Annotated in this window: 17 protein-coding genes and 1 riboswitch; of the genes, 10 read left to right on the plus strand and 7 right to left on the minus strand. The window is 70.5% G+C overall.

Translation table 11 applies throughout. The annotated features are described in order from the left end of the window. Window positions 1-395: 395 nt before the first annotated feature. Window positions 396-1,073, minus strand: a complete 678-nt coding sequence (locus ACFHWS_RS06875; RefSeq protein ID WP_416551173.1) for a potassium channel family protein — start codon at window positions 1,071-1,073, stop codon at window positions 396-398. Between the two features lie 254 nt (window positions 1,074-1,327). Beyond that, a riboswitch (cyclic di-AMP (ydaO/yuaA leader) is annotated at window positions 1,328-1,463 on the plus strand. Window positions 1,464-1,465: 2 nt separating this feature from the next. On the opposite strand from ACFHWS_RS06875, the gene ACFHWS_RS06880 reads away from it, so the two are divergent. Beyond that, a complete protein-coding gene (locus ACFHWS_RS06880) occupies window positions 1,466-2,482 on the plus strand; it encodes a coiled-coil domain-containing protein (protein ID WP_416567841.1) in 1,017 nt (338 codons plus the stop codon). 57 nt (window positions 2,483-2,539) lie between these two features. Here ACFHWS_RS06880 and ACFHWS_RS06885 read toward each other — a convergent pair whose 3' ends face one another. From ACFHWS_RS06885 to ACFHWS_RS06900, 4 genes are all read right to left on the minus strand, one after another. Beyond that, entirely contained in the window at window positions 2,540-4,909 is a 2,370-nt protein-coding gene (locus ACFHWS_RS06885) for a glycoside hydrolase family 65 protein (protein WP_416551171.1), read from the minus strand. Next, a complete protein-coding gene (locus ACFHWS_RS06890) occupies window positions 4,906-5,655 on the minus strand; it encodes an HAD family hydrolase (RefSeq protein ID WP_416567842.1) in 750 nt (249 codons plus the stop codon). The genes ACFHWS_RS06885 and ACFHWS_RS06890 overlap by 4 nt, the downstream gene beginning before the upstream one ends. A 96-nt stretch (window positions 5,656-5,751) precedes the next feature. Further along, a complete protein-coding gene (locus ACFHWS_RS06895) occupies window positions 5,752-7,065 on the minus strand; it encodes an ABC transporter ATP-binding protein (protein WP_416551169.1) in 1,314 nt (437 codons plus the stop codon). A gap of 126 nt (window positions 7,066-7,191) precedes the next feature. Then, window positions 7,192-9,114 carry a hypothetical protein gene (locus tag ACFHWS_RS06900; RefSeq protein ID WP_416567843.1) on the minus strand — a complete coding sequence of 641 codons (1,923 nt, stop codon included), beginning with the start codon at window positions 9,112-9,114 and terminating at the stop codon, window positions 7,192-7,194. Window positions 9,115-9,224: 110 nt separating this feature from the next. Here ACFHWS_RS06900 and ACFHWS_RS06905 point away from each other — a divergent pair, with 110 nt between their 5' ends. Continuing rightward, window positions 9,225-10,694, plus strand: coding sequence for a hypothetical protein (locus tag ACFHWS_RS06905; protein ID WP_416551167.1), 1,470 nt, complete (start codon window positions 9,225-9,227; stop codon window positions 10,692-10,694). A 256-nt stretch (window positions 10,695-10,950) separates the two neighbouring features. Then, window positions 10,951-12,810: a S8 family peptidase gene (locus ACFHWS_RS06910; RefSeq protein WP_416551166.1), complete on the plus strand. Its 1,860-nt coding sequence runs from the start codon at window positions 10,951-10,953 to the stop codon at window positions 12,808-12,810. 137 nt (window positions 12,811-12,947) lie between these two features. Here the strand turns inward: ACFHWS_RS06910 and ACFHWS_RS06915 are convergent, their stop codons facing one another. Continuing rightward, the gene (locus tag ACFHWS_RS06915; RefSeq protein ID WP_416551165.1) at window positions 12,948-13,604 is read right to left on the minus strand and encodes an alpha/beta fold hydrolase; all 657 of its coding nucleotides are present in this window, start codon (window positions 13,602-13,604) and stop codon (window positions 12,948-12,950) included. A gap of 204 nt (window positions 13,605-13,808) precedes the next feature. Between ACFHWS_RS06915 and ACFHWS_RS06920 the strand changes: the two genes are divergently transcribed. Continuing rightward, window positions 13,809-14,441 (plus strand): GNAT family N-acetyltransferase, encoded by a 633-nt coding sequence (locus ACFHWS_RS06920; RefSeq protein WP_416551164.1) that lies wholly within the window; start codon window positions 13,809-13,811, stop codon window positions 14,439-14,441. A 7-nt stretch (window positions 14,442-14,448) separates the two neighbouring features. Here ACFHWS_RS06920 and ACFHWS_RS06925 read toward each other — a convergent pair whose 3' ends face one another. Then, on the minus strand, window positions 14,449-15,318 hold the full coding sequence (locus ACFHWS_RS06925; RefSeq protein ID WP_416551163.1) for an amidohydrolase family protein: 870 nt from the start codon (window positions 15,316-15,318) through the stop codon (window positions 14,449-14,451). Between the two features lie 108 nt (window positions 15,319-15,426). Here ACFHWS_RS06925 and ACFHWS_RS06930 point away from each other — a divergent pair, with 108 nt between their 5' ends. The 6 genes from ACFHWS_RS06930 (at window position 15,427) to ACFHWS_RS06955 (ending at window position 21,214) form a co-directional block, all read left to right on the plus strand. Further along, window positions 15,427-16,671: a M20 metallopeptidase family protein gene (locus ACFHWS_RS06930; protein WP_416551162.1), complete on the plus strand. Its 1,245-nt coding sequence runs from the start codon at window positions 15,427-15,429 to the stop codon at window positions 16,669-16,671. After that, window positions 16,668-17,669, plus strand: a complete 1,002-nt coding sequence (locus tag ACFHWS_RS06935) for a Gfo/Idh/MocA family protein (RefSeq protein WP_416567844.1) — start codon at window positions 16,668-16,670, stop codon at window positions 17,667-17,669. The genes ACFHWS_RS06930 and ACFHWS_RS06935 overlap by 4 nt, the downstream gene beginning before the upstream one ends. A gap of 16 nt (window positions 17,670-17,685) precedes the next feature. Continuing rightward, entirely contained in the window at window positions 17,686-18,984 is a 1,299-nt protein-coding gene (locus ACFHWS_RS06940) for an ABC transporter substrate-binding protein (RefSeq protein ID WP_416551160.1), read from the plus strand. 72 nt (window positions 18,985-19,056) lie between these two features. Next, entirely contained in the window at window positions 19,057-20,019 is a 963-nt protein-coding gene (locus tag ACFHWS_RS06945) for a carbohydrate ABC transporter permease (RefSeq protein WP_416551159.1), read from the plus strand. After that, a complete protein-coding gene (locus ACFHWS_RS06950; protein ID WP_282233411.1) occupies window positions 20,016-20,852 on the plus strand; it encodes a carbohydrate ABC transporter permease in 837 nt (278 codons plus the stop codon). The genes ACFHWS_RS06945 and ACFHWS_RS06950 overlap by 4 nt, the downstream gene beginning before the upstream one ends. Then, entirely contained in the window at window positions 20,849-21,214 is a 366-nt protein-coding gene (locus ACFHWS_RS06955) for an L-rhamnose mutarotase (RefSeq protein WP_416551158.1), read from the plus strand. Before ACFHWS_RS06950 ends, ACFHWS_RS06955 begins: the two co-directional genes overlap by 4 nt. The last annotated feature ends 90 nt before the right edge of the window (window positions 21,215-21,304 follow it).

Here is a 21,304-nt window from a genome sequence, read left to right on the forward strand (position 1 = left end):
CCCGCCGTAACAATCGAGGACTAGCGTGGGGACGGGGAGGGCAACCCCCGTCCCCACCATCAGTTGCTGAACACGCACGAGCGGTCTGGCGTCCGGGTCGTGCGTGACGCGCGGGAGCCGGGCCACGCGAGTGGCTCTGGTTCCACCTCCTCTCGACAGGTGGTGCGCGGGCTGGCGGCGGAGTCCGGGCTTGGCCCGCCGCCAGCCTCGGGAGCTGTGCGGTTGACACGGTGATGTCGCCATCGCCGCGCCACGCGTCGACTACTTCAACGGGGGCACATCCATCGATGGAAGCGCTCCCATGCAGGGACTGTAGCCTGAGTCACGAGTTTGCGAAAGTCCGGCGGCTGATCAGCTCACGAAATGAAGGTGTGATGAGGCGTTCACGCCCATGTTCACCGGCCGAACTGCTGAACCGCCGTGGTTGCCCCGGCGACGATCAGCAGCGCATCCGGCGGGATCAACGTCTCAGGTCCCGCGTACCTCAGCTGCCGGTCCCGCTCCTTGATCCCGACCACCGTGATGCCGTACCGCTGACGTAGCCGGCACTCGGCCAACGTCCGGCCGGCGGCGTCCGGCGGGGCGCAGACCTTGGCGATGGCGAACCCGTCGTCGAACTCGATGAAGTCGAGCATCCGACTGGCCAGCAGGCGGGCTACCCGGTCACCCATCGCCGCCTCCGGAAGGATCACATGGTGCGCGCCGACCGAGGCGAGGATCCGGCCGTGCTTGGCGGTGACCGCCTTCGCCCAGACCTCCGGGACATCCAGCTCGGTCAGCGCCACCACGGTGAGGATGCTGGCCTCGACGTCCGAGCCGATGCCGACCACCGCGCGGGAGTAGTCGGCGACGCCACACTGGCGCAACGCCTGGTCATCGGTTGAATCCGCCTCGACCACCCTCGGCAGCCGCTCGGACCAGCGATGCACCCGTTTGGGATGCTCGTCGATGCCCAGCACGTCGTGGCCGAGGCGGAGCAGAGACTGGGCGACCTGGCCACCGAACCGGCCGAGGCCGATCACCACCACGCTGTCGGCGTCCGGCGGCCCGACCGGGGAATCGTCATCTCTCACCGAAGATCCGTCCGACGCTACGACTTTCCCGCTTTTCCTCATACGCACTGTAGTCAGCCGCTAACCTCGGCGCAGCGATACCGACCCCTGACGACTTGTCGTACGCCGTCGAACGCAGAAAGTGGACATCACCGAAAGTCGTTGGCTGGTAACGGATTTTTCCAGCTCAGTCAGGATTGTCGAGGTGTTGATGCCGGTGACCAATCCGGTAAGCTTGCCGGCGGTCTTCGCCAGGCGGCGCCCACCGGTGCCGGCGGTGACCGCCGCCCAATCGCCCTCCGGGGTGAGCCGGGGAACCACGTCTCCACCGGGGTGAATCCGCGCCAGCGGTAGGGATCGTTCCGTCCCGAACCCGTCAGCTAACTCGGTCGGCGGCCAAGGAAAGGAACAGGATGACCGCACCCCTCCGCCGGCGGATTCCGACGGCCGCGGCCCTCGCCGCCGTCGCCGCCCTGCTCGCTGGGTTCGTCGTAGTGTCGCCAGCCGCCGCTCAGGATCCGGATGACGAAGGCGCCCCGCCACTGCTCAGCGAAGTGCTCGAATCGACCGGCCGGGGCTTCGTCGAAGCCAAGGCGGCGGTCGACGAGTCCCGCAAACGCCAGTTGAAGCTCAACCTCGAGTTGGAAAAGGTCGAGGAACGGATTTCCGCGCTGACCCCACAGATCGGCCAGGTCGCCTCCAACTCGTACCGTCTCGGCCGGATCACCCCGGTGATGGTCCTGCTCAACAGCGCGGACCCGGACGAGTTGCTGGAACGCGCCGAAGGCCTGGACATGATCGCCATGCACGACAACAAGCGGATTCGGGAGCTCAACGAGGCACGCGAACAGGCAGCTCGGGCAGTCGCCGCGATCGACGCCGAAGTGGCCCGCGAGGAACAGCAACTCGAGGCAATGGCCCGGCAGAAGGAAGAGGCCGAAAAGGCCCTGCAACTGGTCGGCGCGGTCGCCACCAACGGGTTCGTCTCGGCCACCTCGCCGGTCGCCGCCCAGGCGCCGCGTAACTCGGACGGTTCCTGGCCGTCCCAGTCGTGCAGTCTGGACGACCCCACCACGAGCGGCTGCATCACTCCGCGCACCATGCACGCGCTGAACGAAGCGAAAAAGGCCGGCTTCACCCGCTTCGTCTCCTGCTTCCGCCCCGGTGGGCCGTTCGAGCACCCCAAGGGGCGGGCCTGCGACTTCTCCGCCCAGCAGCAGGGGTTCGGCGGCGACGCCTTCGGCGACGACCGGCTGTACGGCAACAACCTGACCGCCTTCCTGGTCCGCAACGCCGACAAGCTCGGCATCCTCTACGTCATCTGGTACCGCCAGTTCTGGTCACCGACCACCGGTTGGAGTTCGTACAGCGGCGCCAACGGCGATCCCAACAGCGACCACACCAACCACGTACATCTGTCCCTGCTGTGACCTGACCTCCTCTCCTCGTGCGGTGCCGGGTCGGCCCGGCACCGCACGAGGAGGTGGTCAGTCGGTACGCGCCGACCGGCGTACCGGTGACCGGCCGGTCGGCTGCTGCGGCGGCGGACCGACCGGATTGGCCGGCGGGATCGCCCGGGTGACCGGCTTGTCCGCAGCCACCGTGATCGGCTCGCCGTGATGGGTAAGGTCAACGGTGGCGTTCGGGTCGACGTCACGCAGCGAATAGGTCACCTCGTCATGCTGGACCGCCACCCGCAGCCGCAGGCCCCGCCACATCATGGCGAACTCCAGCCGGTTGATCCGCTGCGGCAGCCGGGGAGCGAAGGTCAGCTCCCCGCCGTGGTCACGCATCCCCCCGAAGCCGGCGACCAGCGCGAGCCACGCCCCGGCCAGGGCGGCCACGTGGATGCCGTCGCGGGTGTTGCGGTTGATGTCGTGCAGGTCCATCAACGCGGCCTCACCCATGTAGTCGTGGGCGAGCTCCAGATGGCCGGTCTCCGCGGCTATCACCGACTGAGTGCACGCCGACAACGACGAGTCCCGCACCGTACGCCGCTCGTAGTAGGCGAAGTTGCGGGCCTTCTCCTGCTCGGTGAACGCGTCGCCCCGCCAGTGCATCGCCAGCGCCAGGTCGGCCTGCTTGACTACCTGCTTGCGGTACAGATCGAAGTACGGGTAGTGCAGCAGCAGCGGATAGTGGTCCTGCGGGGTGCCGGCGAAGTCCCACTCCTGGTGCCGGGTGAACCCGGCCGACTGCGGGTGCACGCCCAGCTCGTCGTCGTACGGGACGTGCATCGACAGCGCCGCGTCCCGCCAGGCCGCGGTCTCCTCGTCGTCGACGCCGAGCACCCAGGCCCGGTCGGCGTAGCGCAGCGCGCAGTCGGCGGCGGTCAGCAGGTTCCGCTGCGCCATCAGGTTGGTGTAGATGTTGTCGTCGACCACGGCGGTGTACTCGTCCGGCCCGGTCACCCCGTCGATGTGGAACCGGCCGTGCCGGTCGTGGTGGCCCAGCGAACGCCACAACCGGGCGGTCTCCACCAGCAGTTCGAGGCCGATCTCCCGCTCGAACTCGACGTCCCCGGTAGCGTGCACGTACCGTCGGACCGCGTCGGCGATGTCCGCCGCCACGTGGAACGCGGCCGTGCCGGCCGGCCAGTACGCCGAGCACTCCTGGCCACGGATGGTCCGCCACGGGAACGCCGCCCCGTTGAGCCCGAGCATTCGGGCCCGCTCCCGCGCCTGGTCCAGGGTCGAGTGCCGCCAGCGCAGCACCGAGGCGACCGCCCCTGGCTGGGTATAGGTCAGTACCGGCAGCACGAACATCTCGGTGTCCCAGAAGGCGTGCCCGTCGTATCCCGGTCCGGTCAGGCCCTTCGCCGCGATCGGCCGCTGCTCGGCTCGGGCACCGGCCTGCAGCACGTGGAACAGCCCGAACCGGACCGCCTGCTGGATCTCCGGGTCGCCGTCCACCCGCACGTCCGAGTGGCCCCAGAAGTCGTCGAGGTACTTGCGCTGCTCGGCGCAGAGCCCTTCCCAGCCGGAGATCCGGGCGCCGGCCAACGCCGCGCCGACCTGGTCGCGCAGCGCCGGCAACGAGCGCTGACTGGACCAACCGTACGTCAGCAGCTTCACCATCCGCAGCCGCTGCCCCGGCTCCAGCAGACAGGAGACGGTGGTCCGGACCCAGTCGTCGAAACCCTCGGTGCTGACCGACACCTCGCCGGGGCCGTCGATATCGTGCCCCATCGCCGCCGCCATCCGCAGCCCGCTGGCCTTGGTCCGGTGAATGAGCAGCCCGCCGTCGGGCTGCACCAGCCGCTCCTCGGCCTGCAGCGGCGTCTCCAGCACCGCCGCGACGCGCGGGTCCTTGCTCTGTGCCGGCAGCTCCTCATTGGCGACCAGCTCGGACTGCACGATGATGCGCAACGGTTCGTCGACCGCCTCCACCTCGAAGCAGATCGCCGCGACCGCCCGTTGGGTGAACGACACCAGCCGGGTGCTGCGGACCCGGGCGGTACGCCCGGCCGGCGAGCGCCACTCCAGCCGGCGGTCCAGCAGACCGGCCCGCAGGTCGAGCACCCGCTCGTGGGAGAGCAGGTCGCCGTAGCGCACGTCGAACGGCTCGTCGTCGATCAGCAGCCGGATCGGTTTGCCGTTGGTGACGTTGACCAGCGTCTGGCCGGACTCGGGGAAGCCGTAGCCGGCTTCGGCGTACGGCAGCGGCCGCAACTCGTAGAACGAGTTCAGGTAGGTGCCGGGCAGGCCGTGCGGTTCGCCCTCGTCCAGGTTGCCGCGGAATCCGACGTGCCCGTTCGCGAGGGCGAAGACCGACTCCGACTGGGCCAGGATGTCGAAGTCGAGCCGAATCTCCCGCACGTGCCACGGCTCCACGGGGTAGGCCCGCTCGCGGATCACCGTTCGGCTCCGACCAGCAACTCCCCCAGATCGCTCACTACGATGTCGGCACCGTTGGCGAGCAGTTCGTCACCGATGCCGACTCGGTCGACACCGATGACACAGCCGAACTCCCCCGCACGCGCCGCCGTCACGCCGGCCAGCGCGTCCTCGAACACCGCAGCGTTGCCCGGCTCGACGCCGAGCTGCGCGGCAGCGGCCAGGAACGTGTCCGGTTCCGGCTTGCCCCGCAGGCCCTTTTCGCGCGCGATCACCCCGTCTACCCGCACCTCGACCAACTCCTCAATCCCCGCCGCGATCAGCATGTCCCGGCAGTTGGCGCTGGCCGAGACGACGGCCCGGTGCAGCCCGACCCAGCGGGCAGCATGAAGGTAGGCCAGCGAACCGTCGTAGACCTGCACCCCGTCCTCGGCGATGCGTCGCAGCAGCACCTCGTTCTTCCGGGTGCCGATGCCGTACACGGTGTCGGCCTCCGGGGGGTCGTCCGCCGACCCCTCGGGAAGCTCAACGCCTCGCGAGGCGAGGAAGGAACGCACCCCGTCGGACCGTGGCCGACCGTCGACGTACCGGCTGTAGTCGGCGCCCGGATCGAATGGCTGGAACGGATGGCCGGTCTCGTCGGCTCGGGCGCGGAGGAAGTTGTTGAAAGTTTCTTCCCACGCCGCGTTGTGTACTTTCGCGGTCTGAGTCAACACCCCATCGAGGTCGAACAGGCAGGCGGTCACATGAGCGGGTAGACCGAGCACGCAGCCAATCTAACCTGATCTCCGGTCGGCCGGCTCGGTTTCCACCAGCGCGCCAGCCCATGGTGACCGGTTAGTCACTCATCGCCATCTGCCCACTCATCGCCAGCCGACGTCGATCCGGTCACCCCGTTCGTCGAAGAAGTGCAGGGCGTCCATCCGGACCGAGACGGCCAGTGGATGGCCGGTGGTGACCGCCGGGTACGGAGCCAGTCGCACGGCCAGCTCGGCCGGCCGGCGGTGGTGCCGCCCCGGGTCGCTGAGCACGCTCTCCCGGTCCGGGCCGGACTCGGCCGATTGGTCGGCGACGCCCGCCCGCCCGACGGACCGACCGGTGAGGCGCTGCATCACGCCGCCGAACCGGCGCAGCCGGCTGCCGGTGCCGGCCGGCTCCACCGCCGTGCCGGCGAGGTCGTCGACCACGATCGCGGTGGCCCCGATGTCGAGGTAGGCCAACGACTCGTGGCCGTGGTGTTCGAGGAACCGGATCCGGCCCTGCAGCACGTCGTCCGAGCTGCCGGGGGCCACCGGGGTCAGGGCCTCGGCCCGCAGGCCGACCACGATGCGTTCCCCGTGGTAGTGCGACACGGCCCGGGCGCGCAGATCGGTCCAGGGCAGGTAGAGGGTCTGTTCGCCCAGGTTGAGCGCGACGTAGCGGTCGAGATGGACGTAGACCGAGGCCTCCAGCAGGTTCATCCGGGGGCTGCCGAGGAACGCGGCGACGTAGAGGGTGGCCGGCCGGCCGTACACCTCGGTCGGGGTGCCGACGTCCTGCAGCACGCCCTTGCGCATGATTGCCACCCGGTCGGCCATGGTGAGCGCCTCGGCCTGGTCGTGGGTGACGTAGACGGTGCTGACGCCGAGCTCGCGGACCAGCCCGGAGATCTCCGCCCGCAGCTCGGCCCGCAGCCCGCTGTCCAGGTTAGACAGTGGCTCGTCCATCAGGAACAAGCCGGGACGGCGGACGATGGCCCGCCCCATCGCCACCCGTTGCCGCTGGCCACCGGATAGCTGACTGGGCTTGCGGGCGAGCACGTCGCCGATGCCCAACGCGCTGGCGACGTCCGCCACCCGCTCCTGCCGGGACGCCGTCTCCACTCCGGACAGGCGCAGCGGGAAGGCGATGTTGTCCCCCACCGACATGTGCGGGTAGAGGGCGAAGTCCTGGAAGACCATCGCGACCCGGCGGTCCCGGGGCGGAATGTCGTTGGCCAGCTCGCCGTCGAGCAGCACCGCACCGCTGCTCGGATCCTCCAGCCCGGCGATCATCCGCAGCACGGTCGACTTGCCGCAGCCGGACGGGCCGAGGAGCACCATGAACTCACCGTCGTTGACGTCGAGGTTGACCTTGTCGACGGCGACGGTTCCGTCAACAAAGACCTTGGATACATCCTTGAGCGCGACGGTGGTCACCGCCACCTCCCCAGCCATCGGTTGCCGGCCCCCGAATGACTGTGACGAGCGCCATCGCCCTGGCACATCGGGTAAACGTGCCATGTTCATACTGTGACAGCCCGATTACCGGGAGGGTCGAGCTAGCTACCGAGCGGTTACTTCGGGTAACCCGGCCAACGATGTACCAAACTCCGGGTGCCGGGGTACCCCGTCCCACTGCTGGCCACCTCGACGCAGGAAGTAGTCGAGACCGGCGTCCCAGGTGTGCCCGGCCGCCCGTCGTTCGTACAGGTAGCCGAGCGGATGGGTGCGGTAGATCAGCCCGCCGGCGCGCAGCACCCGGTCCATCAGGCCACGGTCCACCGACCGGGGCACCGGCCGCCAACCACCGACCGCCTCCAGGTCCCCGCGCGCCATCAACATCGTGCCGCCGGCCACCGGGGCGCCGTACGCCTCCGGCGGCACCGCCGCCCGACGGACCGTGACCCCGAGCATCTGCAGCACCACGAACTCGGCCGCCTTGCCCACCAGCATCGCGCCCGAGTACTCCCGGGCCAGTACCAGGTCCCAGATGTGTTCCGGGCCGTACAGGTCGTCGTCGTCGACCTTGGTGACCAGGCTGCCCCGCGCCCGAGCGGTCGCCGCGCCCATCACCTCCCCGAAGCTGAACCCGGCCGGCGCGGTGAAGATCTGGATCGGCCGGCCACACTCACCGAGCCGCGCCCGCAGGTCCGCCGTCAACTCGATACCGTGCAGGCAGAGCACGATCTCCAGTTCGGGGTAGGTTTGCCCGGCCAGCTGCCGGACCACATCCGGCAGGTACTCGGGACGCCGAGTGACCAGCACCGCGCTCACCGACGGCGGTGCCGCCAGCGCCGGAAAGGTGTCGCCGGTGACGTCACCGGCGGCGAACGCGGCGGCGTGCCCACGCAACGCCGCCGACCGCTGCCGTACGCTGCGGATCTCCCACTCCAACGGATCCGCGCCGACCCCGGGCAGGTCGGTGCGCAGCACCGCCAGCAACGGCTCGGCCAGCCGGTCCGCTACCGCCGGCGGCAGTTGCGGCACCCGCAGCACGGCACCGGTCGCCGCCAGCTGGGCGAGCAGCGTCGCCTCCGCCGCCGGCGCGACCGCCGGCACGTCGGGGCAGGTCAGGTGGGTGAACCGGCGGATCGCCGCCAGCTGGTCGCCGGACAGCGGCGCGCCGACCAACCCGCCGCGTGCCACCGGCATCGCATCGGCTGCTGGGGAATCCACCCCGACCGGTGCCGAATTCGCCGGTGCCGGATCGGACTCAGCCGGCCGCACCTGCCAGCCCGACACCGGGTCGCCGGGCAGGAACTCCAACACTCCGGTCGGCTCCGTCGGCCCGTACCAGCGACCCCGGCCGACCGGGTTCGCCACCGCCGAATCGATCAGCACCAGCGGCTGCCGGTTGGCCACCCGGGCGCCGGTGCCACCGGCGGTCACCGCCACCCCGACCAGGTCCGACGGCGCGGCCAGCGTCGCCGCGTCCGGGGCGAGCACCACGTCGTACCCGCGAATCTCGGGGTTCGTCGTCAGCCCCCCGGTCACCGAGTGGTTGGCGTCGACCGGCAGCCAGCCGGGCGCCACCCCGACCGCCGCGACGTCGGCGCTGGCCGGTCGCGGCAACGGCCGGACCGGCGCCAGCACCGCCAGCGCGGCGGTGAGCAGATCGTGCAGCGGGACCGGCTCGGCCAGGTCCACGCTCAGCCGTGCGTTGCCGCCACCGCGCGGCAGCCGCACCCGGTGCCGCCGCAGGCCCGGTACCGGGCCCAGCCGGCCGGACCAGCCGGCGGTCGGCGGACGCCAACGGCGTACCCGGACCACCAGCTGGCGGGTCGGCGTAGCCGCGGCCGGCTCAGCCAGCAGGCGGCGCAGCGCCGCCACCGAGTCGGCGTCCACCAGCGCGCGGCGGGCCGCCCCGGTGGTCGGCCCGGACACTGGACGGCCGTCCGGTCGATCAGGCAATCGGACCCGCCACCACCAGCGCCGGTGCTCGGGGCTCCCGCCGCGCACGACGCCGCCCACCGCATTCTCCGCCACCCTGCGCCACCTTGTCGTTCCGGCTCGGAGCACCACGTCGGGTCGAGGCACGCGACACCGACCCACATCACGGCAGAGGCTACCGGCCAGGCTTCCGGTACGCTGCACGCGTGTCCCTGCCTGGTGCCGTGTCCGCCGCTCCGTCACCACACAACGACTGGACCCTGATCGCCCCCGTGGAGCCCGGTCACCCGGCGCCCACCGCCCAGGTGAGCGTGCTGGTGGTCGGCGACGGTGGCGACCCGGCGGGCGCCGCCCGTACCGTCGCCGCACTGCGCCAGCAGCGGTACCCGGACCGGCTGTTGCAGATCGTCACCGTCACCGCCGACAGCGACTTCGCCGACCAGGTCGGTACCGCGAAGGGCGAGATCATCGTCCGGATTCCGGCCGGTGCGGTCCCGGCACCGGACCTGGTCTCGGCGCTCACCCGCTGGCAGCAGGCCAGTCCGGCGGCGGTCAGTGTCGCCGTACCGATGATCTTCTCCGGCCGGGCCCCGGACCCGGACGTGATCGTGGCCCATGCCAGCGCCGGCACCCTCGGCCAGCTCTTCCCGGGCAGTACGGTCGAACCCGGGCTGGCCCGGCTGATCGACACCACGCATCAGCTCCGCACCGCCGACCATCTCGTTTTCCTGGCCGCCGCCGGCACCGGTTACGCCTTCCAGCGGGACCGTTACCAGGCCGGCTCCGACCGGTTCCAGGGCGCTGACGTCGAGGTCGCCTACCGGCTGGCGCAGGCTGGGGCGGTGTTCGTGCCGGAGCCGGCGGCGACGCTGTGGACGGCCGCCCCGGCGGATTCGGTCACCGCCGGGGAGCGGGCCGATGCCGAGCTGACCGACCTGGTGCCGTTCCCCCGCGAGCGTCGCAACCGGCCCGGCCGGGTCTGGCAGGTGCCACTGGTGACCGTCGTGATACCGGTCGACCAGCCGTACCAGGTGGTCCGGTCCTGCGTCGACCGGCTGCTCGGCGGAGACGAGCGCGACCTGCACGTGGCCCTGGTCGGCGACTGGGCCGTGGCCGGGACCGACAGCAGCGGGACCGACAGCAGCCGAGCCGACCTGCGGCTGCTGGCCGCCGAGTACCGCAGCGAACCACGGGTACGCATGGTCAGCAGCGCTCCGGTGACCGCTTTCCCCGCGCCGTACCTGCTCCGGGTGCCGGCCCGGCTGGGCGTCGGTCCGCGGACCGTCCGCTCGCTGGTCGAGGCGATGGAGAAGTGGCGGTGCGGGCTGCTCCGGGTGCTGCCGGCCGGTGCCGGTGCCCCGACCCACGCCGTCGAGTTGTGGTCCACCGCGGCCCGCAGCCGGGCGCTGCACGCCGGTACCGCCGACGGCGCGCTGGTCGAGGCGGTTGCCGCCAGCCACGGGCAACGGTGGGAGACCGGCAGCGAGTACGACGTGGTCGACCTGACCCCAGCCGGGTCGGGCGCGGCGGGCGGCTCGGCTACGGCCGGACCGCGCGGCGGCCGACGGGCCGGGCAGACGGTCACCGTCGGTGGAGCACGCAGCCTCGGCCGGGCGACCGTTTTCGTCGCCCGCAAGTACGCCCGCGGGGTACGCCGTCGGCTGGTCTCCCGCTGAGCCTCGATCACCCGCCCCCCACCAAGGGGCGATCACGAAAATTCCTTGTTTCGGACCACCCGGCACTACCCGCTGTTCGGGCACGGCATTGCAGGTGGGCGATGATCCCGTCGGTTCCATCGCACCAGTGGTATAGACGTTCCGGAATATAACTTGCCAGTGTCCGCTCAGATTACTCTCAGCAAGATCGGCGTTCACTGATCCGCTGTCACCGTCAGCGGACTGACGCCCTGCCGATCTGATGGGAGGACGGGAGATGAATCTCCCCCGCAGGATCATCATCGTCGGTGCCACCGCACTGGCCATGGTGGCGGCAGTCACCGGACCGGTCACCGCCGCCGAACCGGAGGGGACGATCCGGCACGCTGGTGGACCGACCGCCGTACCGGACAGCTACATCGTGGTCTTCAAGAAGAGCGCGGTCACCCGGGGACAGGTCGCCGCGACCGCCCGCAACCTGGCCAGCCAGCACGGTCGGACGGTCGCCCGCACCTACGCCGCCGCGCTGCGCGGCTTCGAGATCTCCGCCAACGCCAAGCAGGCGGCCCGGATCGCCGCCCACCCAGCGGTCGAGTACGTCGAGCAGAACCACACCGTACGGATCAGCGGCACGCAGCCGAACCCGCCGTCATGGGGGCTGGACCGGATCGACCAGCGCGATCTGCCGCTGGACGACTCGTACACCTACCCGAACACCGCGTCCAACGTGCACGCGTACATCATCGACACCGGGATCCGGTTCGGTCACAACGACTTCGGCGGCCGGGCAGTCAGCGGCTTCGACGCCGTCGACGGCGGGTCCGCAGACGACTGCAACGGCCACGGTACGCACGTCGCCGGCACCGTCGGCGGCACCGCGTACGGCGTCGCCAAGGACGTCACCCTGGTCGGCGTCCGGGTGCTGAACTGCTCCGGCAGCGGCACCACCGCCGGGGTCATCGCCGGGGTGGACTGGGTGACCGACAACGCCGAACTGCCGGCGGTGGCCAACATGAGCCTCGGCGGCGGCGCCAACACCTCGCTGGACACCGCGGTGCGCAACTCGATCGCGGCCGGTGTGACCTACAGCCTGGCGGCGGGCAACAGCAACGCCAACGCCTGCAACACCTCCCCGGCCCGGGTCACCGAAGCCATCACCGTCGGCTCCACCACCAGCAACGACGGCCGGTCCAGCTTCTCCAACTACGGCACCTGCCTTGACGTGTTCGCCCCCGGGTCGTCGATCACTTCGGCCTGGCACACCAGCGACACCGCGACGAACACCATCAGCGGCACCTCGATGGCCGCGCCGCACGTGGCCGGCGCGGCTGCCCTGGTCGCCTCGACCAACCCCGGCTGGAGCCCGCAGGAGGTCCGCGACTACCTGTACGACAACGCGACGGTGGGCGCGGTGGGCAACCCGGGCAGCGGCTCGCCCAACCGCCTGCTGTACGTAGTCAACGACGGCACCCCGCCGGCGGACAACTTCTCCATGTCGGTCAGCCCGACGTCCGGCTCGACCACCCCGGGTGGTTCGGTGACGGCGACCGTCTCCACCGCCACCACGTCCGGATCGGCCCAGTCGGTCAGCTTCTCGGCCAGCGGTCTGCCGAGTGGCGCGACCGCCAGCTTCAGCCCGTCGAGCGTCACCTCGGGCGGCTCGGCCGCCCTGACCGTCAGCACCTCGGCGAGCACTCCGGGCGGCAGCTACCCGGTCACCGTCACCGGCACCGGCAGCTCGGCGACCCGTACCGCGACGTTCACCCTGACGGTGATCGGTCCGGGCGGCAGCTGCACCGGCACCAACGGCACCGACGTGGCGATCCCGGACAGCGGATCGTGGGTGAGCAGCAGCATCTCGATCAGCGGCTGCAGCAGCACCCCCTCGTCGTCGTCGACGGTGGACGTCAACATCCAGCACACCTACCGGGGTGACCTGATCGTCGACCTGATCGCCCCGGACGGCTCCTCCTACCGGTTGAAGAGCTGGGCGTTCTTCGACGGAGCCGACAACGTGATCGAGACGTACCCGGTGAACCTGTCGTCGGAGACCGCCAACGGGACCTGGCAGCTGCGGGTCCGCGACATCTTCAGCGGCGACACCGGCTACATCAACACCTGGTCGCTCGAGCTGTGATCCTGTCCCGGGCCCGGTCGGGTCGACCCTGACCGGGCCCGGCGAGACAGTGCACCGAGCCCGGGGGGCGCCGCGGACCTGCGGCGCCCCCCGGTCCGGTGCGCGCCGGTTGCACGCGCGGCGGGCACCTGGTCGCGTCAGTCGAGGAGGTACGCCTCCAACTGGTCGGCCAACTCCCGTTGGTGGGTGAGCGCCGCCAGATGGCCGCCGCCGATCTCGTCAGGCGTGAAGCCGAGCCGCTGCGCGACCAGGCCGCGGATGAAGTCGGCGGGAAAGAAGCGGTCGTCGCGGCAGACGACGAACCGGGTCGGCACATCCGGCCAGGCCGGCAGCGGCCAGGGCTGTCCGAACGGCGTGCCGGACTGGTCTCGGTCGTGCCGCAGCACCTCCGCCGCAAGGTCGTCCGGCATCCCGTGGGTGAACAGCGCGAGCACGTCCGACTCGGGCTGCCCGGCCAGGGCGGCCGCGTGACCGGTGTTCGCCCACCAGTCCCCGGCGGTCTCGCCCGGCACCGGAATCATCGCGCTGAGCAGCACCAGCATCCGCACCGGCACCCGGGCGGCCACCAGTGGCCCGGTGAAGCCGCCGAGCGAGTGCGCGACCAGTACGGCGTCCGCCCGACCGCCGATCGCGGCGACCACGGTGTCGGCGTACTCGTCGAGCCCTGCGGCGTCGTCCTCGCACGGCAGGTCGACCGGGATCGCCTCATGCCCACGGACCCGCAACTCGTCGACCAGCCGGTGCCAGTACCACGGATCGGTCCCACCGCCGGGGATCAGCACGAACGTCGCCACCGAGCCTCCGCTTCTGCCGCGACACCGGTCGTCACACCGACGCCGGTCGGGGTATTGCAGCATCCACCACCGACAGTACGAGTGTCGGGCATCTGACCTGCCGCTACGCCATCCGGCCCGGCACCACGGGCGTCACCTGCATTGCCCGGCCCACCGGCTGGGCCAACCCGTCGCGCAGATACGCCGACCGGCAGGAGGCCGCTGATGACCGCGATCCACCCAGCCGCAGTGACGATCCGTACCGCCGGAGTGGACGACCTCCCGCAGGCCGCCACCCTGCTCACCGAGGCGTTTCTGATCGCGCCGGTGTCGCAGTGGCTGATCAGTGACCTGGAGGCACGGGCGGAGATCTTCCGGACGCTGTTCACCATCGAGCTCGATCACGCCATCCGGGCCGGCGGTACGGTGCACGTCGCCGGCCAGTTCAGCGGGGTCGCGGTCTGGCACCCGCGCGGGCGACGTACGCCCACCGAGCCGGAGGCGGTCAGCGACCACGAGCTGCAACTGCTAACCGCGACCGGACGGTGGCAACCCCGCTTCGCCGCGTTGGGCCGGATCCTGGCGGCGCACCATCCGTGGCAGCCGCACTGGCATCTGGCCTACCTGGCGGTGGTGCCATGGCGGCAGGGCAGTGGATTGGGCAGTGCGCTGCTGCGGCACCACCACCGGCATCTGGACGGCTACGGCACCCCCGGCTACCTGGAGGCGACCACGCCCCGCAACCGGGATCTCTACCTCCGGCACGGCTACCGACCGCACGGACCGGTCCGGCTGCCCGACGGCCCGCCGATCTGGCCGATGTGGCGCGAGCCCCGACCCCGGGTGAACGATCGTTGACCATCCGCTACCTGTTGTCGCCGAGAGTCCTTAGCAGGTTCCGGCCGGCCACGTCCGCATATTCGTCGGCACTCAGGCCGACCAGGCCGACCGGATCGAGTGTCTGGGCGAACGAGACGTGGTCCAGACAGGGCGGGAAATCGGAGCCCCAGTAGAGCCGTTGTGGCCCGTACCACTCGATCAGCTGCTCGACGAAGGGCCGGGCGGCCGCGTGCGGGTGGTCGTACGGGGGGTCGCTGACCGCGTACAGACCGGAGACCTTCACCCCGACGTGGGGCAGCCTGGCCAGCCCACCCAGCGGGGCGAGGATGGTGGCTGCCGTCGACGGTGCCGGCGGTGCGGGTTGCCGGCCAGGCAGACCGAGGTGGCTGAACAGCACGGTGCAGTCGCCGACCGCGGCGAGCGCCGGGCCGAGCCGGGCGACAGCGGCCGGTACGGCGTTCAAGCTGAGTAGGCAGTGCGCCCGGTTGACGGTGGCGGTGTGCCGAGTCAACCAGTCGGCGAACCAGTCGGCGCTGTCCCGGTCGCCCAGGTAGGCGGCGAAGCCGACGAACCCGGCGGCCAGCCAGTGGCCGGGTGCGGTGTCGCCGGTCTGGCTCCGCCGACCGCCGTTCTCGTCGCCGGGTTTCGTTCCGCCGGGGTGCAGGTAGGCGACCGGGGCCAGCCAGTCGTGTACGGCGGCGAGGCTCGCCAGGTAGTGGTTGTTGCCGGCGAAGCGGGGCTCGCCCTCGTAGCCGACGACGAGAGCACGGCTGATCACGTGTTCTCGCCGTATGTCCTGGTATATAGATATTTCTTGCCCGCCTGACGGGGATCTGCCGTACCGGCCCGGATAGCCGTCGGCGAACAGGTGCAGGTGTGCGTCGGCCCGTTCCATGGCCGGACCCTAACCCGGATCCGACCAGCCCATTGACGCGACGCACCCGCTGACCTAAGTTCTGTCTCTATTAGGTCCGGATTTATGTCACACGTGAGGTGAAGCTAGGTGACGCTGGCAGGCAGCGAGGTCGAAGCGCTGACGCAGTTGCGGCGCCAACTTCACCAGCACCCTGAGCTGCGTTTCGAGGAGCAGCAGACGGCAGCGACACTGCAGAGACTGCTGGGACCACTGGGCCGGCTACACACTGGCATAGCCGGCACCGGACTGCTTCTGGAGCTCAACTCCGCCGCTCCTGGACCAGCCGTACTTATTCGGGCCGATATGGATGCGTACCCGGTGTCGGATGCCAAGGAGGTGCCTTACGCCTCCCGTACCCCGGGCGTCTGCCACGCCTGCGGGCACGACGTACACATGACCGTCGCGTACGGGGTCGCCGCCCGGATCGCCGGCGACCCGCCACCGGCCGGCAGCGTCACCGTGCTCTTCCAGCCCGCAGAGGAGATCCCGTTCGGCGCCGACTCAGGGGCCGCCGCCGTGCTCGCCGACCCGGCACTCGCCGACCGGCGCTTCGACGCCGTACTCGGGCTGCACTGCTGGCCAGGACTACCCGCCGGAGCCCTCGGTGTCGACCGGACCACCGCGATGGCCGCCAAGGACGCCTTCCGCGTCGAGTTGGTCGGCCGGGCCGCACACGCCGCCACCCCGGCCAGCGGCCGCGACGCCATCCTCGGTCTCGCCACCACCGTGACCGCCCTGCACGCCGCCGTCGCCCGCGCACAGAACCCCGACGATCTGGTCGCCTTCAACATCGGCACGATCACCGGCGGCGCCAGCCAGAGCCAGGTCGCCGAACGCGCCGAAGCGACCGGCACGCTGCGCACCCACGATCCGGCCGCCCGGGCCCGGCTCAAACAGGCGATCGAACGGGTCGCCGTCGGGCAGGCCGACGCTCTCGACCTCGACCTACGCTTCACCTGGGCCAACGAGATGCCCCCGGTACGCAACGCGGACCAGCTCGTCGCCCTTGCCGACGCCGTACTGCCCGGTCTGGTCGACCTGCACCCCTTGTCGGTCCCACCGCTGACCACCGACGACTTCGCACTGCTCGGCGCTCTCGGCCCCAGCCTGTACGTCAAACTCGGCGTGTCGAACGGCACAGTCGGCGGTGCGCCACTGCACTCCGGCTCGTTCGACGTCGACGAACGGTGCATCGGCGTCGGGGTGACGGTGCTGGAACGGCTGACCCGGGCCGTCCTCGCCGGCGGGCTCGCCCAGCCCGGCACCACGATCCCGGCACAGCCGTCCGCACGAGCCGAACCGGGACGGGTCACCGGGGCGGCGGACCGATGAACTCCGAACCGCGGGTCGCCGTGCTCGGAGCCGGCGCGTTCGGCACCCGGCATGTGGCCGCCTACCGATCACTCGGTGTCACCGTCGACGCCGTCGTCGACCCCGACCCGGTCGCCCGGGAACACGTCGCCCGGCAGTACGGCATCGGCCGCACCTTCAGCACCGTCACCGAACTGCTCGCCGTGGCCCGGCCCGACGCCGCCTCGGTCTGCGTACCCGGCCCGGTCCACCGGGCGGTCGCCGTCGCGCTGCTCGCCGCCGGTGTACCCGTACTGCTGGAAAAGCCGCTGGCCACGACGGTCGACGACGCCGCTGCCATCGTCGCGGCCGCCCAGGCGCACGACGTGCTCTGCCAGCCCGGCCACATCCTGCGGTTCAGTCCTGCGCACCGGGCACTGTACGACGCCGTACGCGCCGGCCGACTCGGCCGGGTGCTGGCCGTCTCGTCGCGCCGGGACCGGCCGCGCACGTTGAGCCGACTCTTCCCGCACGAGCATCCCGCGCTGCTCACCGCGGTGCACGACATCGACCTCGCCCTGTGGTACGCGCAGGCGCCGGTGGTCGAGGTGCGCGCCACGGCCCGGACCCGACCCGGATCGGCCACGCCGGTCCTGGTCTGGGCGGAGCTGCGACACGCCAACGACGTCGTGTCGTCGATCCGCAACAGCTACCTGCTGCCCGAACACTCGCCCAACCACACCAGCGACCTCGTCGAGGTGTACGGCACCGACGGGGTCGGTCACGTCGACCTCGCCCACCCCACCCTGCTGGTGCAGGCCGAACAGACCGAAGCGCCGGACTGGCAGGTGTCGCCCGCCGACGGCGGCGGTGCGCTCGCCACCGAACTGCGGCACTTCCTGCACCGCGTCGACGGCAGCGACCACAGTCCGGTCGTACCGCTTGCCGACGGCCTGCACGTGGTCGAGGTCGCCGCCGCCATCGCCGACAGCGCCGCCGCCGGTGGCGCTACCCACCGGATCCGCCACACCTCTCGCTGATTAGGAGCTTCACCGGATGAATCGACGACGTACCCTTGCCGGCCTCGCCGCCGCTGGGACGGCAGCCGCCGTGCTGCTCACCGGCTGCGGCGGTGACGACGGCACCGCCGACGGACCGGTCACCCTCAAGGTGCTGACCTGGGAGCCGGGTGGTGCCGAATACTGGCAGCAGGTCAAGAGCCGTTTTGAGGCCAGCCACCCGGACATCAAGCTGGAGATGGAATCGGTCCCGTTCGACAAGTACCCCGAGGTACAGGGACCGTACATCACCTCCCAGTCCGGGCCGGACGTGATGGCCAACAACGCCGGGCTGGAGCTGTTCGATCGGCGCAACGCGTACGTGCCGCTCGGCGAGCAGGCGGCCGAGATCAACAAGGACCTGGTGTCCTACAGCGGCACCTGCGAGGACTTCGACACCAGCAAGAACTGCTACGGCGTGCCGTTCTCCTACCAGGGCAACGTCCTCTACTACAACAAGGACGTGCTGGCCGCCGCCGGGCTCGACCCGGAACAGCCGCCGGCCACCTGGGACGAGTTCGGCGCGGCCTGCGAGGCGGTCGCCGCCACCGGCAAGACCTGCCTGGCGCTCGGGCTGTCCGGCACCTTCCCGGCGTACTGGGACTTCCCGGAGATTGCCCGCAACTACCTGACCGAGGACGACATCCGCGCCCTGCTGGCCGGCACCATCTCCTGGACCGACCCGAAGCTGGTGTCCACGCTGGAAAAGCTAGCGGAGATCACCACCAGCGGTTGGGCCAACGACAACGCTCCGTCGATCACCATGCTGCCCGATGGCGCGGACATCTTCCAGCGCGGTGACGCCGCCTTCGCCGGCACGATCATCTCCGACGCGGTCAACTGGCAGGCGTTCGGCGAGGCCCTCGGCGACGAGACCCTCGGCGTCACCCGATGGCCGGTGATCAACCCGGACGCGCCGCTGGCGCAGAAGTTCTCCGGCATCGAAGGCGCCGTCTACGGCGTCACCCAGTGGAGCGACAAGAAGGACGCCGGTCTGACCTTTATCTCCTGGCTGGCCAGCAAGGAGAACGGCGAGCTGTGGGTGGAGTACGCGAAGGGGCAGCCGCTGAACAGGAACGTGGACTCCGCACTGCTGCCCGACTCACCGGCGTTCCTCAAGATCCAGGAACTGGTCGCCGACCCGACCCTGCACGCCGGCGTGATGCTCTCCGGCCCGGAGGCCGACGCGCTGGCCCGCGGCTGGCAGCAGGTCACGCTCGGCCAGCTCACCGTTGACGCGTGGGCCGAACAGATGCAGCAGGCCCTGGAACGCAGCCCGACCAAGCAGCAGAACTGACCGCCGCGTCGGTGGGCAGGCATGGCACCGCCTGCCCATCGACGGCACCCCTGCCAGGCTAAGGACACCGCGATGACGATCTCCACCGCGCCGGCACCGGAGCCGACGTCCGCCGACCGGACGCCCGTATCCGCCCGCCGGCCGGCCCGCCGCCACCGGCACGCCCGCGAGTGGTGGCTGGCCGCGCTGCTGGTGACCCCGGCGTTGGCGCTGGCCGTGGCGTTCAAACTGGTGCCGCTGGTACGGGGTGTGATCACCAGCATGGAGTCGTCGGCCGGCTTCGGCGGCGCCACGTTCGCCGGCGCCGACAACTACCTGCGGATGCTCGACGACCCGATGGTCATCACCAGCTTCCGCAACGCGCTGATGGTGGTCGCCACCCTGCCGGTGTGGGTGGTGCTGCCGCTGGTGCTGGCGGTGCTGATCCACCAGCGGGCCCCCGGCTGGAAGTTCTTCCGGGCCGTCTACTTCGTCCCGTACACGATCGCGCCGATCGTCGTCGGCATCATGTTCCGCCAGATCCTCGCGCCCGACGGCCCGATCAACGCCGGCCTGCGCACGATCGGGCTCGACCCGTTGGCGGTCGCCTGGCTCAACGGCCGCTACAGCGCGCTCTTCTCGCTGGTCGCCGTCGCGTTGTGGAGCTTCTTCGGGCTCGGGGTGATGACCTACCTGGCCGGGCTGGCCACCATTCCCGACGAGATGCTCGAAGCGGCGTACCTCGACGGGGCCGGTTTCTGGCGACGGCTGTTCTCGATCGTGGTGCCGATGCTGCGCCCGACCGTGGCGTACTGGAGTGTGCTGTGCGCCTCCGGGGTGCTGATCTGGCTGTTCCCGCTGATCTACGCGCTGACCCAGGGCGGCCCCGGTGACGCCACCATGCTGCCGGAGTACCTGGTCTTCCTGACCACCTTCACCTTCCTCGACCGCGGTTACGGGTCCGCGATCGGCATCGCCCTGTTCGTCTTCGTCGCCGTGCTGTCGATCTTCTCCGTGCGGCACATGTTCAAAGAGGGGACCCGCAAGCCGCGATGAGCCGACGGACCACCGCCCGACTCGGGCGCTACCTGCTGACGTTCGCGCTGGTCGTCGTCGCGGTCGCGGCGATCTACCCGCTGCTGTTCACCGTGATCAGCTCACTGAAGACGCAGTACGGCTTCGCCGAGGACCCGCTCGGGCTGCCGACCACCGGGGTGACCCTGGAAAACTACGCCGAGGCGTTCCGCCGGATGGACATGCCCCGGCTGCTGCTCAACTCGCTGATCACCACCGCGGGCGGGCTGGTGCTGTCGGTGCTGGCCGCGCTGCTCGTCGCGTACGCGGTGACGAAGCTGCGTTTCCGCGGCGGCAAGGCCGTCTTCCTGCTGATCATCATCACGCTGACCATCCCCAGCCAGGCGATCATCTACCCGCTCTACCAGACCGTGCTCGACCTGGGCATGTCCGGCGAATACCAGGGGCTGATCCTGGCGTACGCGGCGTTCGGCCTGCCGCTGGGCACCTACCAGCTGGCCGGCTACTTCCAGCAGGTGCCCGACGAGCTGATCGAAGCCGCCCGGATGGACGGTGCCGGGCACTTCACCATCCTGTTCCGGCTCCTGGTGCCGATCGCCACCCCGGCTCTGGCCGCGCTGGCCATCTTCAACTTCGTGTGGATGTGGAACGACCTGCTGCTGCCGCTGGTCATCATGGGCGGGTCGGACTCCAAGACCCTGATGGTCGGGGTGTCGCTGCTGTCCGGCCAGTACGACGTGTCGGTGCCGCTGGTCAGCGCCGGCCTGATCGTGGCGCTGCTGCCGGTGCTGATCGTCTACCTGGTGTTCCAGCGGCAACTGGTCTCCGGCGCGCTCGCGGGCTCCGGCAAGTGAGCGCACCCGCCGACAGCGAGACGCCGGGCGCGCAGCTGTGTCACGTGTACCGGCTGCGCCCCGGCGCCGAGCAGGAGTACGAGCGGCGGCACGCCGAGGTCTGGCCGGAGTTGTCAGCGCTGATCGACGAGGCCGGCATCTACGACTACCGCATCTACCGGTACGGGCTAATGCTGATCTGCGTGCTGCGGACCCGCAACGGCTTCGGTAACGCCAGCCGGGTCACCGCCGCGTCGCAGGTGCAGGCCCGGTGGACCCGTTCGCTGGCACACCTGTTCGCCGAGGTCGCCGACGCCGACGGCGAGCCGCTCTGGGCGTACCCGGTCTTCGACCATCCGGGCCACCCACCGCCGCCCGCCTGACAGCGGACCGCTTTTGGCAACGGAACGTCCCGCACCTCGATCACCGCTTAGACGGATATCTATACAGCAAGCTTGCGCACCGACTTGATG

The organism is Micromonospora sp. LOL_013 (assembly GCF_048060315.1).
In the GTDB taxonomy this organism is placed as follows: Bacteria; Actinomycetota; Actinomycetes; order Mycobacteriales; family Micromonosporaceae; genus Micromonospora_E.

Coding starts and splice junctions, on each gene's coding strand:
- ACFHWS_RS06880 (WP_416567841.1), top strand. CDS start 1,466: ATGACCGCACCCCTCCGCCGGCGGATTCCGACGGCCGCGGCCCTCGCC.
- ACFHWS_RS06910 (WP_416551166.1), top strand. CDS start 10,951: ATGAATCTCCCCCGCAGGATCATCATCGTCGGTGCCACCGCACTGGCC.
- ACFHWS_RS06920 (WP_416551164.1), top strand. CDS start 13,809: ATGACCGCGATCCACCCAGCCGCAGTGACGATCCGTACCGCCGGAGTG.
- ACFHWS_RS06925 (WP_416551163.1), bottom strand. CDS start 15,318: ATGGAACGGGCCGACGCACACCTGCACCTGTTCGCCGACGGCTATCCG.
- ACFHWS_RS06935 (WP_416567844.1), top strand. CDS start 16,668: ATGAACTCCGAACCGCGGGTCGCCGTGCTCGGAGCCGGCGCGTTCGGC.
- ACFHWS_RS06940 (WP_416551160.1), top strand. CDS start 17,686: ATGAATCGACGACGTACCCTTGCCGGCCTCGCCGCCGCTGGGACGGCA.
- ACFHWS_RS06945 (WP_416551159.1), top strand. CDS start 19,057: ATGACGATCTCCACCGCGCCGGCACCGGAGCCGACGTCCGCCGACCGG.
- ACFHWS_RS06950 (WP_282233411.1), top strand. CDS start 20,016: ATGAGCCGACGGACCACCGCCCGACTCGGGCGCTACCTGCTGACGTTC.